Origin of the sequence: Ligilactobacillus aviarius subsp. aviarius DSM 20655 (assembly GCF_001436315.1) — a bacterium.
Lineage (GTDB): Bacteria > Bacillota > Bacilli > Lactobacillales > Lactobacillaceae > Ligilactobacillus > Ligilactobacillus aviarius.
Genome location: NZ_AYZA01000019.1, coordinates 220,508 through 240,388, shown reverse-complemented (window position 1 = coordinate 240,388; position 19,881 = coordinate 220,508). Strand labels below are relative to the sequence as shown.

General features: G+C 37.4%; 35 protein-coding genes and 1 pseudogene. 6 read left to right on the top strand and 30 right to left on the bottom strand.

Going from position 1 to position 19,881, the window contains the following annotated elements; all coding sequences use genetic code 11:
* Positions 1-4 precede the first annotated feature (4 nt).
* The 26 genes and pseudogenes from FC33_RS05020 to FC33_RS04885 all read right to left on the bottom strand — a co-directional run bounded on the left by FC33_RS05020 (position 5) and on the right by FC33_RS04885 (position 13,824).
* Positions 5-1,288, bottom strand: a complete 1,284-nt coding sequence (locus FC33_RS05020; RefSeq protein WP_057827522.1) for a PBSX family phage terminase large subunit — start codon at positions 1,286-1,288, stop codon at positions 5-7.
* Entirely contained in the window at positions 1,227-1,793 is a 567-nt protein-coding gene (locus FC33_RS05015) for a terminase small subunit (protein WP_057827521.1), read from the bottom strand. Before FC33_RS05015 ends, FC33_RS05020 begins: the two co-directional genes overlap by 62 nt.
* Before the next feature lie 380 nt (positions 1,794-2,173).
* Positions 2,174-2,437 (bottom strand): Txe/YoeB family addiction module toxin, encoded by a 264-nt coding sequence (locus tag FC33_RS05010; RefSeq protein ID WP_081037058.1) that lies wholly within the window; start codon positions 2,435-2,437, stop codon positions 2,174-2,176.
* 9 nt (positions 2,438-2,446) lie between these two features.
* Positions 2,447-2,731 carry a type II toxin-antitoxin system Phd/YefM family antitoxin gene (locus FC33_RS05005; protein ID WP_057827520.1) on the bottom strand — a complete coding sequence of 95 codons (285 nt, stop codon included), beginning with the start codon at positions 2,729-2,731 and terminating at the stop codon, positions 2,447-2,449.
* 136 nt (positions 2,732-2,867) lie between these two features.
* Positions 2,868-3,341: an ArpU family phage packaging/lysis transcriptional regulator gene (locus FC33_RS05000; RefSeq protein ID WP_057827519.1), complete on the bottom strand. Its 474-nt coding sequence runs from the start codon at positions 3,339-3,341 to the stop codon at positions 2,868-2,870.
* Between the two features lie 139 nt (positions 3,342-3,480).
* Positions 3,481-3,723: a crAss001_48 related protein gene (locus FC33_RS04995; protein WP_057827518.1), complete on the bottom strand. Its 243-nt coding sequence runs from the start codon at positions 3,721-3,723 to the stop codon at positions 3,481-3,483.
* Entirely contained in the window at positions 3,723-4,043 is a 321-nt protein-coding gene (locus FC33_RS04990; RefSeq protein ID WP_057827517.1) for a MazG-like family protein, read from the bottom strand. Before FC33_RS04990 ends, FC33_RS04995 begins: the two co-directional genes overlap by 1 nt.
* Entirely contained in the window at positions 4,043-4,333 is a 291-nt protein-coding gene (locus tag FC33_RS04985) for a hypothetical protein (protein WP_057827516.1), read from the bottom strand. Before FC33_RS04985 ends, FC33_RS04990 begins: the two co-directional genes overlap by 1 nt.
* Before the next feature lie 16 nt (positions 4,334-4,349).
* Positions 4,350-4,517 (bottom strand): hypothetical protein, encoded by a 168-nt coding sequence (locus FC33_RS04980; protein WP_235803894.1) that lies wholly within the window; start codon positions 4,515-4,517, stop codon positions 4,350-4,352.
* A gap of 30 nt (positions 4,518-4,547) precedes the next feature.
* Positions 4,548-4,871, bottom strand: a complete 324-nt coding sequence (locus tag FC33_RS04975; RefSeq protein WP_057827514.1) for a beta-sandwich lipoprotein — start codon at positions 4,869-4,871, stop codon at positions 4,548-4,550.
* Entirely contained in the window at positions 4,855-5,100 is a 246-nt protein-coding gene (locus FC33_RS04970; protein WP_057827513.1) for a hypothetical protein, read from the bottom strand. Before FC33_RS04970 ends, FC33_RS04975 begins: the two co-directional genes overlap by 17 nt.
* Positions 5,097-5,501 carry a YopX family protein gene (locus FC33_RS04965; protein WP_057827512.1) on the bottom strand — a complete coding sequence of 135 codons (405 nt, stop codon included), beginning with the start codon at positions 5,499-5,501 and terminating at the stop codon, positions 5,097-5,099. Before FC33_RS04965 ends, FC33_RS04970 begins: the two co-directional genes overlap by 4 nt.
* A 155-nt stretch (positions 5,502-5,656) precedes the next feature.
* Positions 5,657-5,917, bottom strand: a complete 261-nt coding sequence (locus FC33_RS04960; protein ID WP_057827511.1) for a hypothetical protein — start codon at positions 5,915-5,917, stop codon at positions 5,657-5,659.
* The gene (locus FC33_RS04955; RefSeq protein WP_057827510.1) at positions 5,907-6,317 is read right to left on the bottom strand and encodes a hypothetical protein; all 411 of its coding nucleotides are present in this window, start codon (positions 6,315-6,317) and stop codon (positions 5,907-5,909) included. Before FC33_RS04955 ends, FC33_RS04960 begins: the two co-directional genes overlap by 11 nt.
* Positions 6,318-7,705: 1,388 nt before the next feature.
* Positions 7,706-7,885: a hypothetical protein gene (locus tag FC33_RS04950; RefSeq protein WP_057827509.1), complete on the bottom strand. Its 180-nt coding sequence runs from the start codon at positions 7,883-7,885 to the stop codon at positions 7,706-7,708.
* A gap of 14 nt (positions 7,886-7,899) precedes the next feature.
* On the bottom strand, positions 7,900-8,139 hold the full coding sequence (locus FC33_RS04945) for a hypothetical protein (RefSeq protein WP_057827508.1): 240 nt from the start codon (positions 8,137-8,139) through the stop codon (positions 7,900-7,902).
* Positions 8,140-8,243: 104 nt separating this feature from the next.
* The gene (locus FC33_RS04940) at positions 8,244-9,044 is read right to left on the bottom strand and encodes a DnaA ATPase domain-containing protein (protein ID WP_057827507.1); all 801 of its coding nucleotides are present in this window, start codon (positions 9,042-9,044) and stop codon (positions 8,244-8,246) included.
* Positions 9,045-9,056: 12 nt separating this feature from the next.
* Complete coding sequence (locus tag FC33_RS04935; RefSeq protein ID WP_057827506.1) at positions 9,057-9,794, bottom strand: conserved phage C-terminal domain-containing protein; 738 nt, start codon at positions 9,792-9,794, stop codon at positions 9,057-9,059.
* Complete coding sequence (locus FC33_RS04930) at positions 9,791-10,333, bottom strand: NUMOD4 domain-containing protein (protein ID WP_057827505.1); 543 nt, start codon at positions 10,331-10,333, stop codon at positions 9,791-9,793. Before FC33_RS04930 ends, FC33_RS04935 begins: the two co-directional genes overlap by 4 nt.
* Entirely contained in the window at positions 10,326-10,976 is a 651-nt protein-coding gene (locus FC33_RS04925) for a putative HNHc nuclease (RefSeq protein ID WP_057827504.1), read from the bottom strand. Before FC33_RS04925 ends, FC33_RS04930 begins: the two co-directional genes overlap by 8 nt.
* A pseudogene (locus tag FC33_RS08465) lies at positions 10,976-11,677 on the bottom strand (Sak single strand annealing protein). The gene FC33_RS04925 and the pseudogene FC33_RS08465 overlap by 1 nt, the downstream one beginning before the upstream one ends.
* 4 nt (positions 11,678-11,681) lie before the next feature.
* A complete protein-coding gene (locus FC33_RS04910) occupies positions 11,682-12,524 on the bottom strand; it encodes a DUF1351 domain-containing protein (RefSeq protein WP_057827501.1) in 843 nt (280 codons plus the stop codon).
* Positions 12,525-12,804: 280 nt separating this feature from the next.
* Positions 12,805-13,122: a hypothetical protein gene (locus FC33_RS04900; protein ID WP_057827499.1), complete on the bottom strand. Its 318-nt coding sequence runs from the start codon at positions 13,120-13,122 to the stop codon at positions 12,805-12,807.
* Positions 13,077-13,391 carry a hypothetical protein gene (locus FC33_RS04895; RefSeq protein WP_057827498.1) on the bottom strand — a complete coding sequence of 105 codons (315 nt, stop codon included), beginning with the start codon at positions 13,389-13,391 and terminating at the stop codon, positions 13,077-13,079. The genes FC33_RS04900 and FC33_RS04895 overlap by 46 nt, the downstream gene beginning before the upstream one ends.
* On the bottom strand, positions 13,366-13,560 hold the full coding sequence (locus FC33_RS04890; protein ID WP_057827497.1) for a hypothetical protein: 195 nt from the start codon (positions 13,558-13,560) through the stop codon (positions 13,366-13,368). The genes FC33_RS04895 and FC33_RS04890 overlap by 26 nt, the downstream gene beginning before the upstream one ends.
* 12 nt (positions 13,561-13,572) lie before the next feature.
* Positions 13,573-13,824 carry a hypothetical protein gene (locus FC33_RS04885; RefSeq protein ID WP_057827496.1) on the bottom strand — a complete coding sequence of 84 codons (252 nt, stop codon included), beginning with the start codon at positions 13,822-13,824 and terminating at the stop codon, positions 13,573-13,575.
* Between the two features lie 56 nt (positions 13,825-13,880).
* Here FC33_RS04885 and FC33_RS08300 point away from each other — a divergent pair, with 56 nt between their 5' ends.
* Positions 13,881-14,042, top strand: a complete 162-nt coding sequence (locus FC33_RS08300; protein WP_155519395.1) for a hypothetical protein — start codon at positions 13,881-13,883, stop codon at positions 14,040-14,042.
* A 119-nt stretch (positions 14,043-14,161) separates the two neighbouring features.
* Here FC33_RS08300 and FC33_RS04880 read toward each other — a convergent pair whose 3' ends face one another.
* Positions 14,162-14,926, bottom strand: coding sequence for a phage antirepressor (locus tag FC33_RS04880; protein WP_057827495.1), 765 nt, complete (start codon positions 14,924-14,926; stop codon positions 14,162-14,164).
* Positions 14,927-14,981: 55 nt separating this feature from the next.
* The gene (locus FC33_RS04875; RefSeq protein ID WP_057827494.1) at positions 14,982-15,188 is read right to left on the bottom strand and encodes a helix-turn-helix transcriptional regulator; all 207 of its coding nucleotides are present in this window, start codon (positions 15,186-15,188) and stop codon (positions 14,982-14,984) included.
* Positions 15,189-15,371: 183 nt separating this feature from the next.
* On the opposite strand from FC33_RS04875, the gene FC33_RS04870 reads away from it, so the two are divergent.
* Both FC33_RS04870 and FC33_RS04865 read left to right on the top strand, forming a co-directional pair.
* The gene (locus tag FC33_RS04870) at positions 15,372-15,707 is read left to right on the top strand and encodes a helix-turn-helix domain-containing protein (RefSeq protein WP_057827493.1); all 336 of its coding nucleotides are present in this window, start codon (positions 15,372-15,374) and stop codon (positions 15,705-15,707) included.
* Between the two features lie 19 nt (positions 15,708-15,726).
* A complete protein-coding gene (locus tag FC33_RS04865) occupies positions 15,727-16,125 on the top strand; it encodes a DUF2513 domain-containing protein (RefSeq protein WP_057827492.1) in 399 nt (132 codons plus the stop codon).
* Here the strand turns inward: FC33_RS04865 and FC33_RS04860 are convergent.
* A complete protein-coding gene (locus FC33_RS04860) occupies positions 16,114-16,332 on the bottom strand; it encodes a hypothetical protein (RefSeq protein WP_057827491.1) in 219 nt (72 codons plus the stop codon). The genes FC33_RS04865 and FC33_RS04860 overlap by 12 nt on opposite strands.
* Positions 16,333-16,373: 41 nt before the next feature.
* On the opposite strand from FC33_RS04860, the gene FC33_RS04855 reads away from it, so the two are divergent.
* From FC33_RS04855 to FC33_RS04845, 3 genes are all read left to right on the top strand, one after another.
* Positions 16,374-16,766, top strand: coding sequence for an ImmA/IrrE family metallo-endopeptidase (locus FC33_RS04855; RefSeq protein WP_057827490.1), 393 nt, complete (start codon positions 16,374-16,376; stop codon positions 16,764-16,766).
* A gap of 58 nt (positions 16,767-16,824) precedes the next feature.
* Positions 16,825-17,157: a TM2 domain-containing protein gene (locus tag FC33_RS04850; RefSeq protein ID WP_057827489.1), complete on the top strand. Its 333-nt coding sequence runs from the start codon at positions 16,825-16,827 to the stop codon at positions 17,155-17,157.
* Between the two features lie 82 nt (positions 17,158-17,239).
* Positions 17,240-18,364, top strand: a complete 1,125-nt coding sequence (locus FC33_RS04845) for a tyrosine-type recombinase/integrase (RefSeq protein WP_057827488.1) — start codon at positions 17,240-17,242, stop codon at positions 18,362-18,364.
* Between the two features lie 89 nt (positions 18,365-18,453).
* Here the strand turns inward: FC33_RS04845 and FC33_RS04840 are convergent, their stop codons facing one another.
* Entirely contained in the window at positions 18,454-19,881 is a 1,428-nt protein-coding gene (locus FC33_RS04840; RefSeq protein WP_057827487.1) for a C69 family dipeptidase, read from the bottom strand.

The window sequence follows — 19,881 nt, the reverse complement described above, 5'->3', positions numbered from 1 at the left end:
TTCCTTAGAAACCAAAATTCTTTAATGCTGCTAATCTGTCATTGATGTTTGATTGATTACGTTGTTCTTGGACTTGCAAGTCGCTATATATTGCGTAACGAATGGCGTCTTGCGTATCGTCCATTTGTTTGTTCGGCATTCCGGTTTGCTCGTTCCAAACATACGTGAAAATTTCTTCTCTGAAACGCGGTGCGTGTTCATAGTCAATTTTGAACCGTCCTTGCTTCATCGCCTTTGCCACCGTTTCGATTCCCGGCATGATTGACTTATTGGCGTTGATTGCGTTCAGTCCTTCATTGACGAACCTTGCAACGTGTTCAGGTCGAGCGGAGTCGCAATAGAACGGAACATTGCCAAATTCTGAAACAATGTCCTTTGCAACTGAAACCCAGTCGTTAATATCGTAATGTTGATGAGCATATTCTCGAATAACGTAATAATTGCTATGTTCAACGTCCTGCCCGTCATCAATACCAACAACGACAATCGAGCCCCAGTGTTCCCAGCCCCAGTCAACACCACAGACAATTCTGTCGAAGTGCAGCTCTTTCATTTCCTGTTCACTGATTGACATTGTCTTGCGGTCAAAGTCTGGATATACCATGCCTTCACCAGCAACCCAAAGACCGTTGATGTTGCGGTCGTAAAGCATTCCGCTTGGTGTATCGTTCTTGATATGCTCTCGGTAGTCGTCAGGTAAGAACGTATTGTCATCAAGTTCAAACTTAAACTCTAGAATGTCCTTGCCTTTCTCTGTTCCCGCCTTGTCAATATAATCTTTCTTCAACCAGTGTTCCGGGCTGTCCGGGTTGGTATCGCAGATTATTTGAGCGTTTGGCTTGGAACACCGGTTGACGATTTCGGCAAACACTTCCTTAACAGCAAGCGACGCTTCATTGACGTAAGCACCATAAGCCGTCATACCACGAATACGGCCAAGACCACTAATTGATCCTGTATAAGCAAGAACTACTTTCACTCCAAATAAAGTAAAATCTCCTTGCCTATCAAACTTGAAATTCAATCCGTATCTGTTTCGCAATTCCGACAGCACGTTGTTTGTGATTGTCTTTGACGAAACGCCAGCAAGAATGTATTTTGGCTCCCTTTCTCCTTCTTCATCAGCCAGTTTCCTAACTCTTATCAAAGCCATTAAAAAGAGATCATTATCGAGAACGGTTTTTCCAGTACGAACAGCACCATGATTTATCAAAATATGCCATGGTCTACTCCGGACTGTTTTCAGAATTTCTATCTGTTTCGGTGTGTACAGGTCGTTCAGACTCATCTATTCCGCCCTCCAATTTCTCTAAGAAGCCTTGCAACATGCTTTCGGTATCATTTGTATTACCTGCTAATAAACTTGCTTTAGCTTCAAGAATATCCGCCTCAGCTTTAGCCTTTCGGTAAGCCTGTTTTTGCATAGGATCATCATCGCTAAGCGGATAACGTTTCATCAATTCCTTGGCAGCAGAAATTCTTGTTTTCAAGTCTGCTTCCTTGGTCGTTGTTTCCATACCAGCAGGGGTTGCAATAACAACCGTCTCTTTTTTCTCTCCTCGAAGTACGGCAGAGTAGAACTCCATAACTTCTTTGGCGTCTGCGATCTTATGTGATTCAATTTCTTTCTGCTTTTCAGCTACATAAGCCTTAATGTAAGGTTTTGTTAGGTTTTCGTTGCCAATTGCCCGTGCAGTTTTCTTTGAATATCCAGCTTTTATTGCTGCTTCTGTTGCATTACCGCACTTTAAATACTCATCAGCAAACATTCGTTGCTTATGCGTTAGTTTCATGACATTCTACTCACCTCCTTTGTGTAAACAAATAGGCGGTACATCTTCCGTGTATCGCCTATGTTTTCTATTCCTTTGTTTGTTGAGTTTAATCTCTTTTTCTAACCGGCAAAGCATGAGATACTCTTCGCTCGTCCTAACTTTGCCGAAACGTTTCGTATTTCTCATTCGCTTCGCCTCATCTTTCGACAATATCATCTTAACGCCTAAACGGGTCAACATGTGGTCAGACTTTGGATAGAATTAGGTCAGAAAAAGGTCAACTTTTGGTCAGTTTTGAACAGCCGTTCGCTTGAAAAATAAAAAAATGAGCTATAAACTGAAAATAGCTTATAGCTCATATCATTATTCCTAGTCCAATTTACTGACTAGGACTTTTTTTACTCATAATGACCTTTAATGGCGATGATTTCGATTGCTTCTGACGTAACACGATAGACCATTCTATTTTTCTTATCTACACGTTTCGACCAAAAGCCTTGTAGTTCCATTTTTAACGGTTCGGGTTTTCCTAAACCACTGAAAGGGTTTCGCACAGTGTCATCAATTAATTTAATAACCTGCTTCGCCATTCTTTTATCAGTCCGGATAACTTCGGTCATTTGATTCCATGCGTTAGTAGTGAATGTGACATTCAGTTTCATACACCATTTTTATTCTCCTTTCTTTAAATTCTCCCAATCATCAGGAGTTAGCACTTTGACATCACCTCCTTTAAGTTGATTCATTGATTCACGTAAAAATTCTCTGTTCTCTTTATCTTTCAACAAATATGCTGTTTCTTTCAGAGAGTTGTACTCATCTTCTGAAATGACAACAACGTTTCTGTTTTTTGGACGAGTAACGATTACTGCGTCTTGGTAATCGACAACATCGTCTGTATATTTCTTAAAGTTCTTACGGAATTCGTTTGAACTTGTTGCGATTACATTTTCCATTGTAGTTCGTCTCTCCTTCTTAACTTACCTATCTATCTCTTTGTTCTGTGTTGTAGATTATCTAACCTACGTTTATATTATATAACCCTTTTGATAATTTGTACATATTTTTGTACTTTTTATAGTACAAAAAGAGCTAGCCAACAACTAGCCCTTTCCCGTTGTTTTCGTGTAAATCAATTCTTAACAACGTCTTTGGCGAACTTAACGAGTCAGCAAATTCATTCAGTGCAATCTTCTTGTAAGCCTTGAATGATGTCTTGCTGCAAAGTATTCTATCAGCCATTGACTCTTGAGTGAGTTCATCAATGTACACTCCAATGATGATTGATTTCGACCGTTTCGAAATATGGCTCAAAGCAAAGCGAACGTCATTCATTATCTTCGGCGCAAGGTCGGTGGCGTTAGCATGTTCGACCAATCTATCTTCATTATGATTCCCGCCGTCATGACTGACTGGAATATCAGAAATCACTGGCGATTTCAGCGCTGCCGGGTCTTCTCCTGCCATGCGACTGATACGCTTGAAATTCTTGAAAAATTCACTCACGTTCTTTGCGGTTTGTTCATCGTCATATTCGAATAGTGCTGTCAATTCTGACCCGTCCATGCATTCCACTTCCTTATGATATAATTAGTTGAATGAATTTTTAGCGGAGTGCCTGAACGGCGCTTTTTTTATTTTTTCAAAGCAATAATCAAAACGAATAACACCATTTCAAAGATGATACTTGCGACCAATTCCATGACTATTTTTCCAACGTTCCTTGGAGCTGAATAGCTCGTTCTTGCAAGTTTTCGTAATAGCTTTCCATGTTGTCGAGTTGAAGCCAGCATGCTTTGATGTAAGTTCCTTCATCGGCAGTCAGCTTTTTGCAATTTGTACTTTCAACGAAAGTTCTTAACTTAAAAATCTTGCGGTGCAGCTTTTCTGCTTCATTGGTTAATTCATTAATTCGTGTGATTGTTTCTTGTTTATTGTTCCCGAACATTATTGATTATCCTTTCCGTTCTTTAAGTCTGCTTCTTTGACAAATACACCGTTGACTGTCTTGCCTTTGCGGTCTTTAATTTCGTTGTAAGCATGTTCCAAGCATTCGTTGAAATCTAAGCCCATTTGAGTTGCTAGATTGATTAAGCAAACTGCTGTATCGCCTAGACTATCAATCATCATTGCTTTGTTTTGTCGTGAATAAGCTGATGAGAGTTCACCCAGTTCTTCAACGGTTTTCCGATAGCCTGCGTCTGCTGGTTGCTTATCAATTCCGCGTTCCTTTGCCCATGCTTTTACTTTTTCAATTAATTCGTCCATTATTTTTCCGTCCTTTCTAGTCCTGCGGTTACATGTCTAAATTCATCCCAAGTATCTTTACTGACTGCGATTGCTTCACCATTCAAAATGATTTCGTACTTATTTTTTGCTGGATTCTTAAACATTAAATCTCTGTCATTCTTCCCGAATAAATGCCAACGATTATCTAAACCCATAAAAGCAATCGTTCGTAACGGTTCATCTAATGATCTACCTATTGTCGATGAAGCAATTTCCATTATCTGTTTTCCAGTAAGAGAAACTTCAATTTTTGCTTTTGGCATTTTCATTGTTATTCTCCTCTCTTTATTGAGAAAGACGTTCACACTCCTTTGCTTGCAGTTTTGCTCCGTTATCAAGTAACAAACAGCCATGTTTTAGCAAAGCAACAACTTTGTATTTCATGCCTTGCCATTGAACTAAGTTGCCCGGTTTAATACCGTTGTAGTTCATTCTCCGCTTGCGTTTCTTCAATACGCTACGCTTTTTGTTTCGCTTACTCATCTATTTCTTCACCTCATTAACTGTCACTGTTGTGTTATCTCCAAAGTAAATATTGTGTTTCATGTGGTTTTGGTCGATATATTGCAATGATCTATTTGAATGTTGAATATCGAACTTGCCTTTCATGTGCATGATTACTTTACCGTCAGCGTTATATACTGTAATTTCACGTTCCATGCCGTTATTAACGTTTGATTTGAAATTAACGGCTGTTCTTATTCCACTTGCGGTTGAAGTGAAATACCAATGGATCCCACAACCTGCCAAAATCATAACTAACACTGCTACAAAACCATAAATAAAATATTTAATTCTTTTGCTCATTTAAAATCTCTCCCGTCCAGCTTTCTAATTTCCGTAATTCATTGATATATTCATCAATGGTTAACGTCCCTAATGATTTAGCTTCTTCACGTTTCAGCCACGATAAAGCATGTTTCAGACTTGGAAAATACCCAAGAGTGGCATCATATTTATCATTGTGTTTGATTAAAACGAAATCATAATTATGAATTTCAACACGGTATGTGTCGTTAATTTTGATTGTTGTCATTTGTTACCCTCCAATAGTTCCGAGTTTTCGTGAATGTTACCGATGACTTCTACACTGGCGTCTTCAACTACTGAATATAAAGCAAAATAATATTTCTTCTCTTCTCCATCAATATCATTCTTTTTAATAAATGCACATCCTGGCTTTGTGACAACAACACCCTTCCCTAAGATTTCAGAATTGGAATACTCATCAAAGATGTTCCAATTTTCTGGTGAAGTAACTTCAACAATATCTCCTTCATAAATCAGCTTTCCGTTTTTATCTTTTAAGCCGGTACATTGCTCAACTTGATAACTATTATCTATATCGTTTACGAACAATTCATATAAAGCATACGAATCAAAAATATACTCTTTTGCGATACTGTCCCACGCTCTAAATTTAAATCTATTTTGCATAATATTTCTTCCCTTTCCTGAAACTTGGCATAGGTGGGTTACACCAGTAATCTTGAAATTTCCTATCCAATATCACCATTTGTTTTGTAAAGGTATTAAGTTTATGTCTCGTTTCTAATCGATAACGTCTTCTCCAACGATTGTTCATTTGTTGCTTAACCCCTTTCGTCAAAATATTCCTTGACGTAATCAATAGCCTTTCCAAAATTAGACATGCTAATCTTTGGAAAAGTCATAATCGGCGTAAAAACGTCTCCGTTCTTTTTTACGAATTGCATTCTCAAACTAAAATTTGAATTTGTAATTAATAATTGAGTTAATTTTGCACCGTCAACGTCTCGCACTTCATGAACGTGAATATCTTTGCAATCAAAAACTTTGTTAAGATTGTCCTCTAGTTTTCTCTTATTCGCCATCGTCCACTTCCTCCAGTTCTACTTTGTTCCAATCAATCGCTATGTCATCGCACTTTTTCAGTTCTTCGATTTCCTTTTCTGTGAAATGAGCTTGCCGTCCGCTGTCATCATCGTTGGTGGTAATCACGGGAGCACCGGTTTCACGGTTGAACGCTAAGTATTTATCCAAAAAGTAAACCGGATAATCTCCACAAAAGACTTTGATAGCATACTTTTTGTCACTTACTTGGCGTTGTCGTTGCCCTGTGATTTCAAGAAATTCATCGTAAGTCACGTAATATTCACTCCCACTGGTTATGCAAACTGTATATTTATCCGATTTTTCATTCGGATAGATAGCCGTAATTTGCTCAACATTAATCATTGAGCCACGTTTTCCGACTTTAACAAATCTAGCCATTTTTAATTCACTCCATAATTTAAAATTGTTTATCCGGATAACAGCCGCTCACGGGGTCGAACCGTGATAAACCAATGCGGCTACTCTTTTCGTTGGTCGATTTGAACTTGATTTGCGTTTCCCAATCACTTTGAGATTGCAAAAAATGTAATACCTGTGCTCCCAAGTCCGAGGAGCAATGACTTAGCAGCCTGCGAAAACTGCTAAGCCTGGAAGTTTATAAATTTTCTATAAAAGGAAATTTTGAAAAGCGAATAGCGGAAAATCATAAGGTAAGTTGTGAGTTTTGCGTTATTCATTTTTCAAAGTACAAATTAAAATCTCTTATGCTGTATTTTCGCTTCTAAGCGTTTTTAGTTTCTTTCGGTATAATTCCACCTCTTTTCTTTTAAAACCGTTCTACGGCATTAATTTCGACCACAGAACAAAAAACAGCGTGTCAGAATATGTGAGCTGATGTTGTTTACGAAATTAACGGAAAGAAAGTTTCCCTTCTTTCTTTTTGAATTGGTATCAGCTTGAAACTAATCAGCTCACTTTGTTTCTCGCTGAATGACTTACTGACCTTTGACAATCAGCAAGCCTGCTTGTTAAGAGAGTTTGAAGGGAGATAACCCTCTTGTGTTATATTTTTTTGCGGTTTCCCGCAAAGGCTTGCCAGCCGATGAAAGCTGACAAGTCGAAAAAGACAAATAGGTTAGTATGAATAGTTCCGAGAATCACTTCCCGGAATAACCTGCTAGCCTCTGACAACTAGCAGACTCTCGATATTGGAAAATTTTTTAGGTTGTAAATATTCAATTTTGGTTGAAGCGCTGATTAATATTGATTGAGAGTTGCTTTCTCACTTCACTTTCATGTTTTGATTTCATTTCTTACGGTTCGCTTGCACTTCCTAAGCGATCCGCCGGCTTAAAAGTTGATGACTCAATATCCGTTGTGGAATGCGATAAGAATAAGCACTTAAAGGAGATTTTTCATCTCTCTTCTGTATAAATTTTGGTTGTGGTTGCATTCCCTAACCACATGTATTAGACCGGTGTATTTTTTTAGCAGGTACACCTTAAAACCTGCAAAGGCTCAACGACCTTTGACAGTCGTTAAGTCAGGAGTATAAATTTTTTGAGTTGAGATACAGCAAAGACTTTTTATGGAGATTTTTCATCTCCTAAATTTAAATTTGGCAGCCCGTATCTCAAAGGCTGCAAAGCCCTGCCGAAGACTCGAACTTCGGAAACCATACAGGACTCTGTCAGATTAATTAAACGTGCATATATATCTTTTCTAAAACCAATTAAGAGGAGAAATAGGACTAAAGTTCTTTTAGCCGCTCTGACAGAATGCGGCAACATCTAGTGGCGGAGTTGCACCGCCTAAACTGTCCTAGATTAATCTTCAACATATCCTTGAATTTTGAATAGATGAATCATTTCGTTAATTGCCATTCTTGCTTTACAAGCGTCATCATACGCATTAACCGGTGAATCAATGTCTTGTTCAAAATCTTGCATATGTTCATCAATATTCTTTTTAAAAAGCATGATTTGCTTTCGATCTTCGGCTTTCATCGTCTCATCTCCATTTAAGGTTTCATTTTTCCAATCGCCCAATCGTACATATCATCAATTTGCTTAATGATTGGCGAAAGATGACTTTCAAAATGCTTTTCGTCAGTTCCGTCAACGAATTCAAACTTTGAAACGTCAATCGCTTTTTGAAGCGTCATTGTTGCAGTTTGAATTAACTGAACAAATTGATCTTGTGTGTTAGCTTCTTCCAAAGCACTGTCAAGGATTTCAAGTTGTTGTTCAAGTCCTATCATGTTTACTCCTCCTTTAATTCTGGGTATTCTTTATCTAAGATTTCGTACAACAAGTCTCTGTTTTCCGAGATACTAGCCCATTTATCAAAATCTTCTATCATGTCTTATGCCTCAGTCCTCTGTCTGTAATCTCCAATGCGTTCTCCATTAAATGTGATACTGTGATTTCTTGCTCCCATAAACAAACGACTTAAGGTTGCTGAATTATACATGTGATTTAATTCAGCGGTTGAAAAATTGCTTGTGATTACCACAGCCTTGTTTTTTCTCAACGAAATATCCGCAATTCTGTACCATGCGCTTTGAATTAAGTTATTTGCTTCCCGTTCTTCGGTTTGCAAATTAGCTTCTTTCCCTAAATCATCAATCACTAAGATGTCGCATTTTTCTTTGAAACGTTTAATAAATACTTCAAAATCTGATTTCTTACGTTCTTTTTCTGCCCTAGCGTCATCATAGGTATTAACTAAGTTTCCAATTTTCGTTGCGTTTACAATGGCGCACATCGTTGGCTTTTTACTGTTGTGAACAACGTCATTAATCAAACACGCTGCAAGGGTTGTTTTCCCTCGCCCTTGTTTTCCTTGAAATAACACGTTGTATCGTTTGCCGGCTTTGAAATCTTCCGCAATTTGTTTAACTTGCTTTGTGATTTCAACAAATTCATCAGATACTCTTTCAAGTTTTCCGAAACTGCGTTCTAATACGTCATACTCATTAAGCATTGAATTTTCCCTGACGAACTGTTCAGGCAGTCGTTTAAGATACCTATTAACCTGCTCCTGTTCTTTTGCTTTGGAAGCAGCAAGCCCTTGTTCTCTTGTTAAAATAGGTATCTGATATTCATTCCCTGTTTTCGGGTCAACAATCTTTTTTCCTGCTAAGTTATCAAAAGCATTCTGCATGTTTACTCCTTCCTAGTCAAAGTTGAAATCATTAACCGGTTCGGCTTTTCCAACTCTGCTTTGTTGGTTCAGATAACTTTCAAACTTTGTACCAAACAATGTTTCAGGTCTTAGATACTTACTCATACGTTCGTCCTTACTCCATTCAGCTGCCTTGTTATCGATAACGATTTTGAAATCATCAACAGTAAAGCCCTCATTCATACGAGCTTTAATCAGCGATTGAGTTTTCCGAGTAGTTGCTCGATAATGAGTTCCAATCTTGGAATTGAGATAATCAATGATTTCAGGAACTGCGGTCGAGTGTGAACTCGACAATATATCTTTAGTATTCTTTTTATTTAGTGTTTCTTTTTTATTTGTATTATTAGTATTTAGTAGTGGGCGATTTCCCATTCGATGGTTTTTCCCATTGATGGTGTTTTCCATTGAATGGTTTTCCGGGTTGATGGTGAAATCGCCGGTATCACTAAGTTCCCAAGCCATTCTGCTGAAATGACCGTCTTTTCCGTGAAGCCTTATCCGTTTTAAATATCCAAACTTTTCGAGTTCTGAAAGTCCACTTTGTAAAGCTCCAACGCTGTTTTTGGAATGCTTAGCAACTTCATCAACGTAAAAATTCCAATCGCTAGGCATTGCCCATAAGTATTGAAAAATTCCCCGAGCTTTCCAGCTTAAGCGGTCATCTTTGATTAGCTTATTGTCAGTGATTGTGAAATTATTTTTCTCATAACGTTTTACGTTGCTCATTCGCTTACCACCTTTTCAAAATGCCAGCCATTACATGTTTCTCTTTTTCCGTTTACAATTTCTGATATGTGGTTACGCCTAAGTCCAAGAACTCTTCCTGCTTCGGATTGACTTTTGAAATAACGAATTTCCCCTTTACTCGAAACTGCTTTAACCCTTACTCCTAACTTTTCAGATACTTTCTTATTCCTATTTCCGTAATTTACGTTATAGCTTGGAGTGCACCATTCTAAATTTTCGATGTTGTTGTTTTGCACGTTTTCGTCCTTATGATTAACCTGCAGCGGATAGTCAAGCGGTTTGCCTGAGAAAGCTGATAACACTAATCTATGAACTTTATACGTTTTCCCTTTTAGACTAATTTGCTTATATCCGTCTTGCGTCTGCCTTTGTTTAAGAATTTTTTCTCTTGAATAAGCTGTGTTGTTGCAATGTTTATTCGGAATATTTATTTTGTGAGGAAAACTCTTTACACGTCCTAAGTTTGACGCTTGGTAAACCCCTTCAAAGCCTGGAATATCTTTCCACTTTTCATTCATATTTCCACCCGATTTCTTTCGCTATATCTCTCGTTACCTTGATAGGTTTAATGTGATACTTTTCTATAAAAGTTTTTAGTCCAAGTGAATGTTGTTCTAGATGATGAACTCGGCATAATGACATTACGTAATTTCCTTTATTACTAATTTTTGAACGATTACGACCAATTCCAACGGCGTGAACGTGTGCTCTATCTGCAGGCTTTCCACAGATTACGCAAATTCTTTTCTTTAAACAAAGCGACTGTTTTTTAAACCAGCTCGGAATAGCGTCCCAAGTCTTCGTTTGAAATGGAATATCGTTATCAAACAAGAACTCAAGAATGGCTTCAATCATCAGACAGCCCGTTGTTACTGAACAATCAGACAAGCTGAATGGTTCAATGTTGTACTTGCTGCGAGTTAATGACTTGAACAAGATTTCAGCTTCATCAAGTGAATAACCTGTGTACCGGCAGAAATCATTGAGTAAAGCCCAAACCTTCTTTCGTTGGTCAGGCGTGATTGTTCTTCCGTCATTGACGTTGAGCTCCACCACTGGTTGCTTACCATTGGCAAACCGTTCAACCTTGTTGAAATCAAATTCATCATCGAGTTCAATCTCAACTTTGTTTCCTTGTACTTTTAGCAAACGTCCAAACATTATCCAGCCTTACTTTCTGCAAGAATATCTTGGAGAGCTTTAATGCCATATTCGTATGTTTCCAACACACTTAATTGAGAACCGGCGTATTCGGCGTTGACACGTTCGCCAGCGAGTTTTTTAAGCTCGTCCGGTGTTTTTCCCGTGGCTTTGGAAACTTGCGCTAGAAGTGAGAAATAAGCGGCTTTCTTAACACCTAATTTCTGACGTTCTTCTTGCTGTTCTTTGCTGATACCATTTCGCTTGATTGTTTCCCCTGTCGGTAGGTCTTCGCCTTGATACAGGTTCAAGCCTAAACCAGCCATTGCGATTGCTTTGACCAAGCAACGTTGCTGTGCTTTGTTGATTTCAACGTACGTTGGTTCTTTGATTGCTTTGTTCCGAAAGTCCATTGCATAAAGCTTCTGTCCGAATGTTTCGCCGTCAATATTGACTTCAACTTCCACTTCAACGCCGGCGTCTGTTTTGAGATAGTCAAGTTTCCGTCCAGTTGGTTGCTATGTCCCGGTTTGCTTATCGAATTGAACTTCGTCAAATTCCTTAATTTGATAAGTTGAGTTCGGATAATATTCCATTAACACCGCCCATGCATTCGCCCAACTTAAATAATCAAGTCCGTTTTTCTTCTTAATTAGTGGTGCAACATCAACCGCCGATAGTTTTTCAAAAATTTCTGCACGCTTCGATTTTGTTTCGGTCATGTCCTTAACCTCCAATCACTGTTTCGCGGTTCGAAGCTGATACAATTTCAACACCGCTATTTTTAAGATAAGAAGCAACTTCATTAAGCTGTTCTTCCGTTCCTTTAATCGTGAAAGTAACTTGCTGAATGGCTTGTTTAATTTCGCCGGTTTCTTTATCAATAGTGGAATCGAGTTGCTTTTCCTTAACTGCTTCACGTTCCTGTGCCGCTTTCTTGTCGGCGTCTTCATCAATCATCTTTTCGATTTCAAACGCCGAAAAAACACCAATATAAGTTTGGTAATGATCTGCCAACATTCCTTTGTCTTGTGCGTATTTCTTAATGATTTTCCAATCATCATCAAGGCGTTGCTGTTCTTTCATCTTGTTGCTGATTTCTTCCGCAACTTTCTTCATCGTGATTGATTTGTTAAGCCACTTTTTATCAATTTCAATCGTTTCAGGGTCAACGCCATAATTAACAGCCATTTCGTTAATCAAATTCTGAATTGCGGTTTGTTTTTCAACTTTGCGCTTTTCTTCAAATTCGTCTGTACCTTGCTTGATGTCTGAAATAACATCGTTGATTTGGTTGATATAAGCGTCAATTTGCGATTTAAATTTCTTGACTGGAGTTTCATATTCACGTTGTTTTTCAAGGCGCTTAGCGTTTAATTCCTTGCTTAATTTACGAAGCTCGGTCAATGTTTTCTTGCACTCTTTTAATGTGTCTTTCGTGACAACAATTCCGGAATATTTCTTCACTACTGCGTTAACTAATGCGTCAAGTTTTTCTTTGTTTGTGATTTTAATTTCCGGTGTTCCCATCTCAACGTTGATTGTTGTTTCTGTCAATTCATTTGTCATAGTTTTTACTCTGTCCTTTCTTGTATAATTGAGCTATCTCCTTTTGAAAGGAGGTGAAAAAATGTTAACTTTATGTTTTCAATCTGTACATGGAGGAATCACTAAAATCGTGGATAATGTCGAATCATTATCGTGTATCTATCACGATGGTTCTGAAAAAATTTTTAGTGGTTACGATCTAATCGAATCAAATGATTTAATTTCGCAAGAAATTAAAAACTACATAGTTAAAGATTCCTACGGTAAAGAATCGATGTTTCCACGCAATTTTTGGTTTATTTCAAACATCGATATGAAAACCAACTAAAATCGTATTAGTATCAGTCCCACAATGCGTTGTTCCGAATTGTGCAAATGAATAACTAACTTGCGGAGACCTATTACAATACTTTTTCAAATCATCAAAGAATTTATTTATCTCATCTTCACGTCGCTTTTGATAAATAAATTCTTTTCTTTTATGCTGCATAGCAATTGTTATCGTTTCTTCGCTGCTATGTAAGTTCTTTTGAAACGGGATCATAACAACGTCTTCATACCAGCCATAAAGTTTTAATGCGATTCGATTCGCTTTTTGGATAACTTCTTCCGTTTCCATAGATTTCCTCCCGCATTCTCTGAATACCAAACTGCGATATATGCGTCTTGAAGTTGTCTTGCAAAGATTGCCATTTGCTCAATTTCAATCTTAGGTATCATCTTTTCTAACAACTCAATGCGTTGTTCTAACGGATTACGTTCTAAAATTAATGGCAATTCTCTACGAAACACTTGAATTTGGTGTACTTTTTTGAAATAATTAGAACTGTTAAAATCATTTGTCATAATATTTGGCTCGGTATTACCGGGCTTTTTTTGTGCGATCATTCAACATCTTCCTTTCTTTGATTTCATCGTTGCTCTTCTTACAAACGTGAATTAGCGGTAAAATCATCGCTAACCACATTACCCAAGAAGCAACAAGTGAAGCATTTAACAAACTCGTGATGATGTAGACCCATAACCCTGTATCAACGACTAACCAATTTACCTTCATTTCGATGACCTCCTAAAATTTAGCTGCGTTTAATGCAGCAGCTTTTCTTTCTTCAAAATTCCGCCGTGATTTCTCAATCAAGAAATCTTGATACCGTCTTTCGTTAACAAAGATTTGATTGTGATACGGTTTGATAAATACGTCCGTGTAACCCATATCCAAGCAATCTTGCTTCTTACGAGCGAAAGCCTGTTTCTTTTCTTTCGTTTCAACAGGAATATATTTCCTGATGAACTCTTCTTCTGTGATTAATTCCAAGCTCATTTGAATCTTCCTTTCTGCTATAATTTGTTTATTTCCTTCTGAAGGGAGGTGTAATTTTGAAAAATAAAATCATGACTCCAGCAGAGGCTAAATTTGCAACTAATTTACTTTCAATAACTCAAGAGTTTTTAAAGCAGGAACGCATATCAGAATCATCAAAAGATGGACAATTAATTGTTAAATTTACAGATTTTATTTTGAATAAACATCAACGCTAGGCTAGGATTTCATGAGTCGCTTTGCGGCTCTTATTCTTTCTGCTAAAGTTTTTCGAGAATTATAAATTACTTTAGTAAGCTTCTTTTTGATTCTTTTATTCAATTTTTAGGTTTCCTTTCTAAGCAATCTCTTGCATTTTCAAGAACTTGTTCACAAAATACTGTTGACCTTTGCCGGTAACCTTCGGCGTTTTGTTTACTGAAATATGACCGTCGCTGTGTGTGATTGTTGTTTCCTTGATTTTGAACAAACCTAAATTCATTGCCTTTTGTGTCGGCATATTGTAATCAGTTCCCTTTCGGCTGATTAAATATCCATGCTTTCTTAACCAAGCAAACAAACGATTTTGACCAATCTCAATTCCGTTGCCTTTCATAATCTTGGCAAGTTCTCCGATTAAAACGGTTTGCTTACTTGCTGAAACAGCGTCCGCGAACAATGCTTTAGGTTTCATTTCTTCAATCTGAATGTCTTTTGCTTTAAGCTGGTCGCTTGCTTGTTGAAGTAAGTCTGCCAAAGCGTTCTTGTCAGTTACAATTGCTTCCGCTTTCTGGTCTGTCATGTAAGCACCATGCTTACGGATTTCTGGAAGAACTTCACTTGTAATCCAGTGCTTGAATTGCTTTGCACTTGGAAGTTTGGAACTGATGATCAATGAGTAAAGACCTGATTCGTTGATGACAGTCAAATTTTGCTTTCCTCCAAGGGTGTCACATTTTGTTACCCCCTTATCTTCATCATCAACATGATCTTTCAATGCTTTTCTCGAATTCTTATATCCAAGAATTTCGGCAACGTCCTTACCCACAAAGTAAGGTTCATTATCAATCGTTAATGCTCGTACCTGAGCACCGTTAAAATTAAAGTTTTGTAATTCGTTCATCTTATATGTCCTTTCTAGTTTAAGTAGTAAATTAATCGATTTTGAATAAATTTAACTACTTATAATAGTCAAAAGCTGTAAAAAAAATATCTTCCTTTGGTACATTGAAATAATCTTCAATCTTTTGCATCATTTGAGCTTTAGGAGTTGCTGTGCCACGTTCCCAAGTTGAAACAACGTTTTGCTTCACTCCCAACGCTTCCGCAAGCTGTTCTTGCGTGATGTTTCTTTCTGCTCTTAAAACCTTGAGTTTTGTTTTCAAATTAACACCTCCTAACTCATTACGTTTATTATAATATACTACTCTAAATAGTAAGTCAATACTTTTTTTAATATTTTTCTATTTTAATTAGTAAAATACATTTTCTTAATGCTAACTACTATAAATAGTAATATACTATTTTTTATAGTAAGTTAATTAAATATTTTAAAGGAAGTTTTTATCATGTTAGGTTCACGCATTAGAGAATTACGAAAAGAAAGAAAAATGAGCCAACGTGAATTGGCTGAAAAGTTAAATGTATCTCAGCAGACTATCGGTGCATGGGAAACAGAAAGAATTGTGCCCGGTGCTGATACTCTCGGAAACATTGCAAATTATTTCGGTGTTACAACCGATTATCTTTTAGGCAGAAGTGAACAACGAAAGAAAAATAAAGATGATTTCACTGTGCAAGAAGCGCTCAACTCCGTCATGAGCTTTGATGGTAAGCCTATGACTGATAATGATAGAGAAATCATCGAAGGCATTATCAGAGCTTATATGGAAAAGAAAAAATAAGGTCTAATAGGGAGAAATAATGAATAACAAGGTTTATACGGAATTTTATAACATTGTACTTAATCAGATTAATGACTTGTACCCCGTTAGAAATGATGAACTGTTAGATAATCTTCGGCAAAATAGTAAGTTAGAAAAATTAGTTACTAAAAATAAGATACCTGGTAATAAGATAATTTTTGAAATTAATCAGATTGTCCTGAATTTAATTGATGATGGATTGGTACGTGGAACAGTTCAACAGACTAAAGATGGATACCTATTCAAAATTGACGGGTTAACAACACAAGGACACGACTATCTATCAGCTGCCAATACTCCTGAAATTTGGAAGAGAATCAAAAAAAGCCTTCATGAAAACGGCATTCCGCTTACTCCACGAACGGCTTTAAATCAGTTTATTAAACTATTTTTCTGATGACGTACTTCCAAAACCTTCGAATGGGTCCATACTCTCTTGATATGTGTAATCTTTTGCAATAAATGATTTAGTAATCTTCACCATTCCGTCTGCAAGTTTTTCGACTTTGGCCTTTTCTGTTGTACCAAAGTGTATATCAACTGGTCCATAGAAAAAGTGTTTTGGGGTTTCAATTACTTCTGGTAAATCAAGCATCTTATTCATATTGAAGTCTCCTTCCTAAATTAAAAAAGTGAGTTGGTTTTGTGAATAAAAAAATTAAAGACCTTCTTAAGAGAAACAACATACATATTATATTTAATAATAATTTAGATCACAAAGGATACTATATACAAAGAATAAAACACATAGTCATAAATAACAATCTTTCGGAGCAAGAGCAAGAGATGATTATTCTTCACGAACTAGGGCATGCAATCAACGGCGAAGACGGTTGTGAAATTTACAATTCTACATTCAGTAGCCATTGCAAAGAAGAATGGAACGCTAATTCTTTTATGATTAAGGAACTGGCACAAGAATACGCAAGTTGCACTGGCTGCGATGTTGAAGATATTAATTTCATGAACTTTCTTCAAAAAAATAAGCTGTCCTATCTTTGCGATGAGATTAAAAAGATTATTAAAGGAATTGCTTAACTGTCCAAACCTTGAAGACATAAAAAGCTAAGGATTATATATTTAGGAGGGATTCTTAATGAATCATTCAATTGCATATAATCAACTAAATGCACAAGAAAAAATTTTAGTTGATAGTCAAGTTGCTAATAAAGCAAAGAAATCAGTTGTAGCATGGTTGCTATGGCTTTTCTTAGGTGCATTTGGCGCACATCGTTTTTATTTAAAGAAAACAGGTTCCGCAGTTGTAATGCTTATTCTAACATTGACATTTTTTGGCGCTATCATTTCAGGCCCCTGGGCATTAATTGACGCTTTCTTTATTCAAAAATGGGTACACCAGAATGAAGAAGAAGTGGAAAAAGAAGCAGTGGCTCAAATAGCTGTTTCAAAAAGTTTAAATAAAGACTAATATGCAATTATTTTAGCCCCCACTTTCGGGGCTTTTATTTAGCACTTATGCCGAACGTACATTCTAGAAAGGAGAACTGGAGTTGTATATCAAAGAAAGAAATGGGAAATTTAGATATTTTCAAGATTACAAAGACCCGCTGACCGAAAAACGCAAAACAGTGTCCTGCACCCTAAATTCCAAATCAAGAGCAGCACAGAAACAGGCTCGGATAATCTTAACAGAACGCATTGAAAAAGCAGTAGAGAAAAGCACTCTTTCCCCTGTTCAGAAAAATATTAGGCTATGCGACGCCATTGATAAATGGTTAGAGTTTCGGAAAAATAACACCAAACGTTCAACTTATATTTCCTTAAAATGCACTTTCCAAAGTCAAATTAATAAATATTTTGATGAAGATACGCTTTTGCGAAACATTACACCCCACTTTATCGAAAAGAAAATTGACTATATTCAATATAATTCAGGTTTGAGAGTGAACACCGTTAAGAATATGTATTATCGCCTGAATACGTTTTTTAAATGGGCTAAGCAATCAGAATACATAGATAAGAACCCGATGAAAGAAGTCGAAATTGTTTGGAAAAGAGAAGAAGCGCCTAATATTGAGAATAAATTTCTTGAAGATGACGAAATGCAAGCTATTCTTGATTATACTTGGAACGAAAACAAACCATACGCCGCGCTGATTGAATGGTTATACCTTACAGGAATGCGTTTTGGAGAAGCTGCTTCTTTAAAATTTGATGATATTAAAAATATTGACGGGGCATACTTTGCAAGTGTTACCGGGACACTCAACTATCTAGATGTTTCATCGAAAAGCAGAAGCAAATCAAATTCTCCTAAAACTAAAAAATCGGTCCGGGATATTGAACTTTCAAAACGGGCAATCGAAATTTTAAATTTTGAAAAGAAAACGCCGCATAAAAGCAGCTTTATTTTTGAAACGCAGAACGGAACGCCCTACCACCCCGTTAATATCAATCAATACTTGAAACGTGTCGAAAGCAAACTCGGTTTGAATAAACACCTAACAACGCATATTTTCCGCCATACGCATATCTCTAAACTTGCAGAACTTGGAGTGCCGTTGTATGTTATTAAAGAACGAGTTGGTCATTCTTCCAACGTAACCGAAAAAATATATCTTCATGTTACTAAAAAAGCCAAGCGAAAATTAATTAGTGAATTGGATAATTTGTAAAGCATTGCGACCATTTCGCAACCATTTAAATATTTTGAGCATTATAAAACCGCATGAGCATTGATTTCATGCGGTTATTTGTTTCTTTATTATAAGTTTGGGTCCATCTTGAATGTTAACCCAGACAGTTCAGTTCCACGGGTAATCAATTCCGCGATAAACTCCTTTGTCCGTTGGTTGCAATGGGCAACGATCTCATGATTTTGATCGGTTAAGAATTTAGTTAAAGCCTCGCCTTTTAAGTCATGCGCAGCAACGTAATCATTGACTTCGTTAACTTTAGCATGACTCCATTGTGAAAGTTTCTTTTGAAAATCTAAATCATCTTGGATAAAGTCAGCATAGTGACTTTCAACGACCATTGCTAATGTTTCATACAACCAGTAAGCACTGTCCGTTTGCAGATCCATTTTTACGGGTGTATTGCTGTATGAGGGATCAGTGTCGTTAGCATTCGTAAAGAATGGAATGTGCGGACAAAATGCCGGCACACCCAACGAAAGCCATTGAACCCCTTCACCATTTGACTGCATTTCGAGAATGTGTGAGTTGGCAGTCCGCGAAAGTGAAATTGCCCGGTATTTCTTCCGGTCACGAAGATCACCGTTTCCAAGCGGATCATACTTTGTTTCGTTGTAGTGTGATTTTAAAATATACTGAATATCTTCAAGCGAAAGTTTCCGGCTTGGCTTGCGGATAAACGGCATATTTGGTGATTCAGGGTCCTGATCAACCTCAGGATTCAAATACCGCTGAGCAAACCATACCCGTGGCGTGTTGTAATGGTGGTCTTTTTCAGTATCCGTTCCAAAAATATGCCGGAAATTGAAGTGACCTTCATCCGGATTTAAGTGGTTTTGTTCAACGAATTCTTGGATACCGCCAGACCACATAAAGTTGTCCGGATCATTAAAATCAATTTCTTCAATTGCGATTTGGTTAGCCGCAACGGCATAGCAGTCATCGGGAATGCGAATGGCAACCCAGTGATGACCAGTTGCGATTTCCATGTACCAAACTTCATCGCGGTCGTTGAATTGAACGCCGTTTCCTTCAGCGGCGCCGTATTTGGCAATTAATTTGCCTAAATATTGAACTCCTTCACGAGCAGAATTAATGAACGGTAAAACAAGTGTTGTCATTGAATCTTCAGCCAACCCATCCTTGTTGTATGGATCGCATGCTAACACGCGTTCATTGGCATAAACACTTTCGGTTGCAGACTCGCCAACGCCCTTTTCGTTAAAGCCGTCTTCTTCATTGAGTCCGTCTTCCATTGTGACGTTTGGAGTTGAAGAATACCGATAACCAGATTCGGGTAACGGCACTTCAAGCTTGTTATAAGTTGATTTGTAAACTTCTTTGCGACCGCTGACTGCTGGTTGAATCAAAAAGCGTTTCGGATAGATGGCAACGAGCCGATCTTCATTGCGGGCAATAAATGTTGAGCCGTTTAATGACGCTTTTTTCCCAACCATGACAGATGTACAGGCCGATTTTTCAATCCGATCGATCAT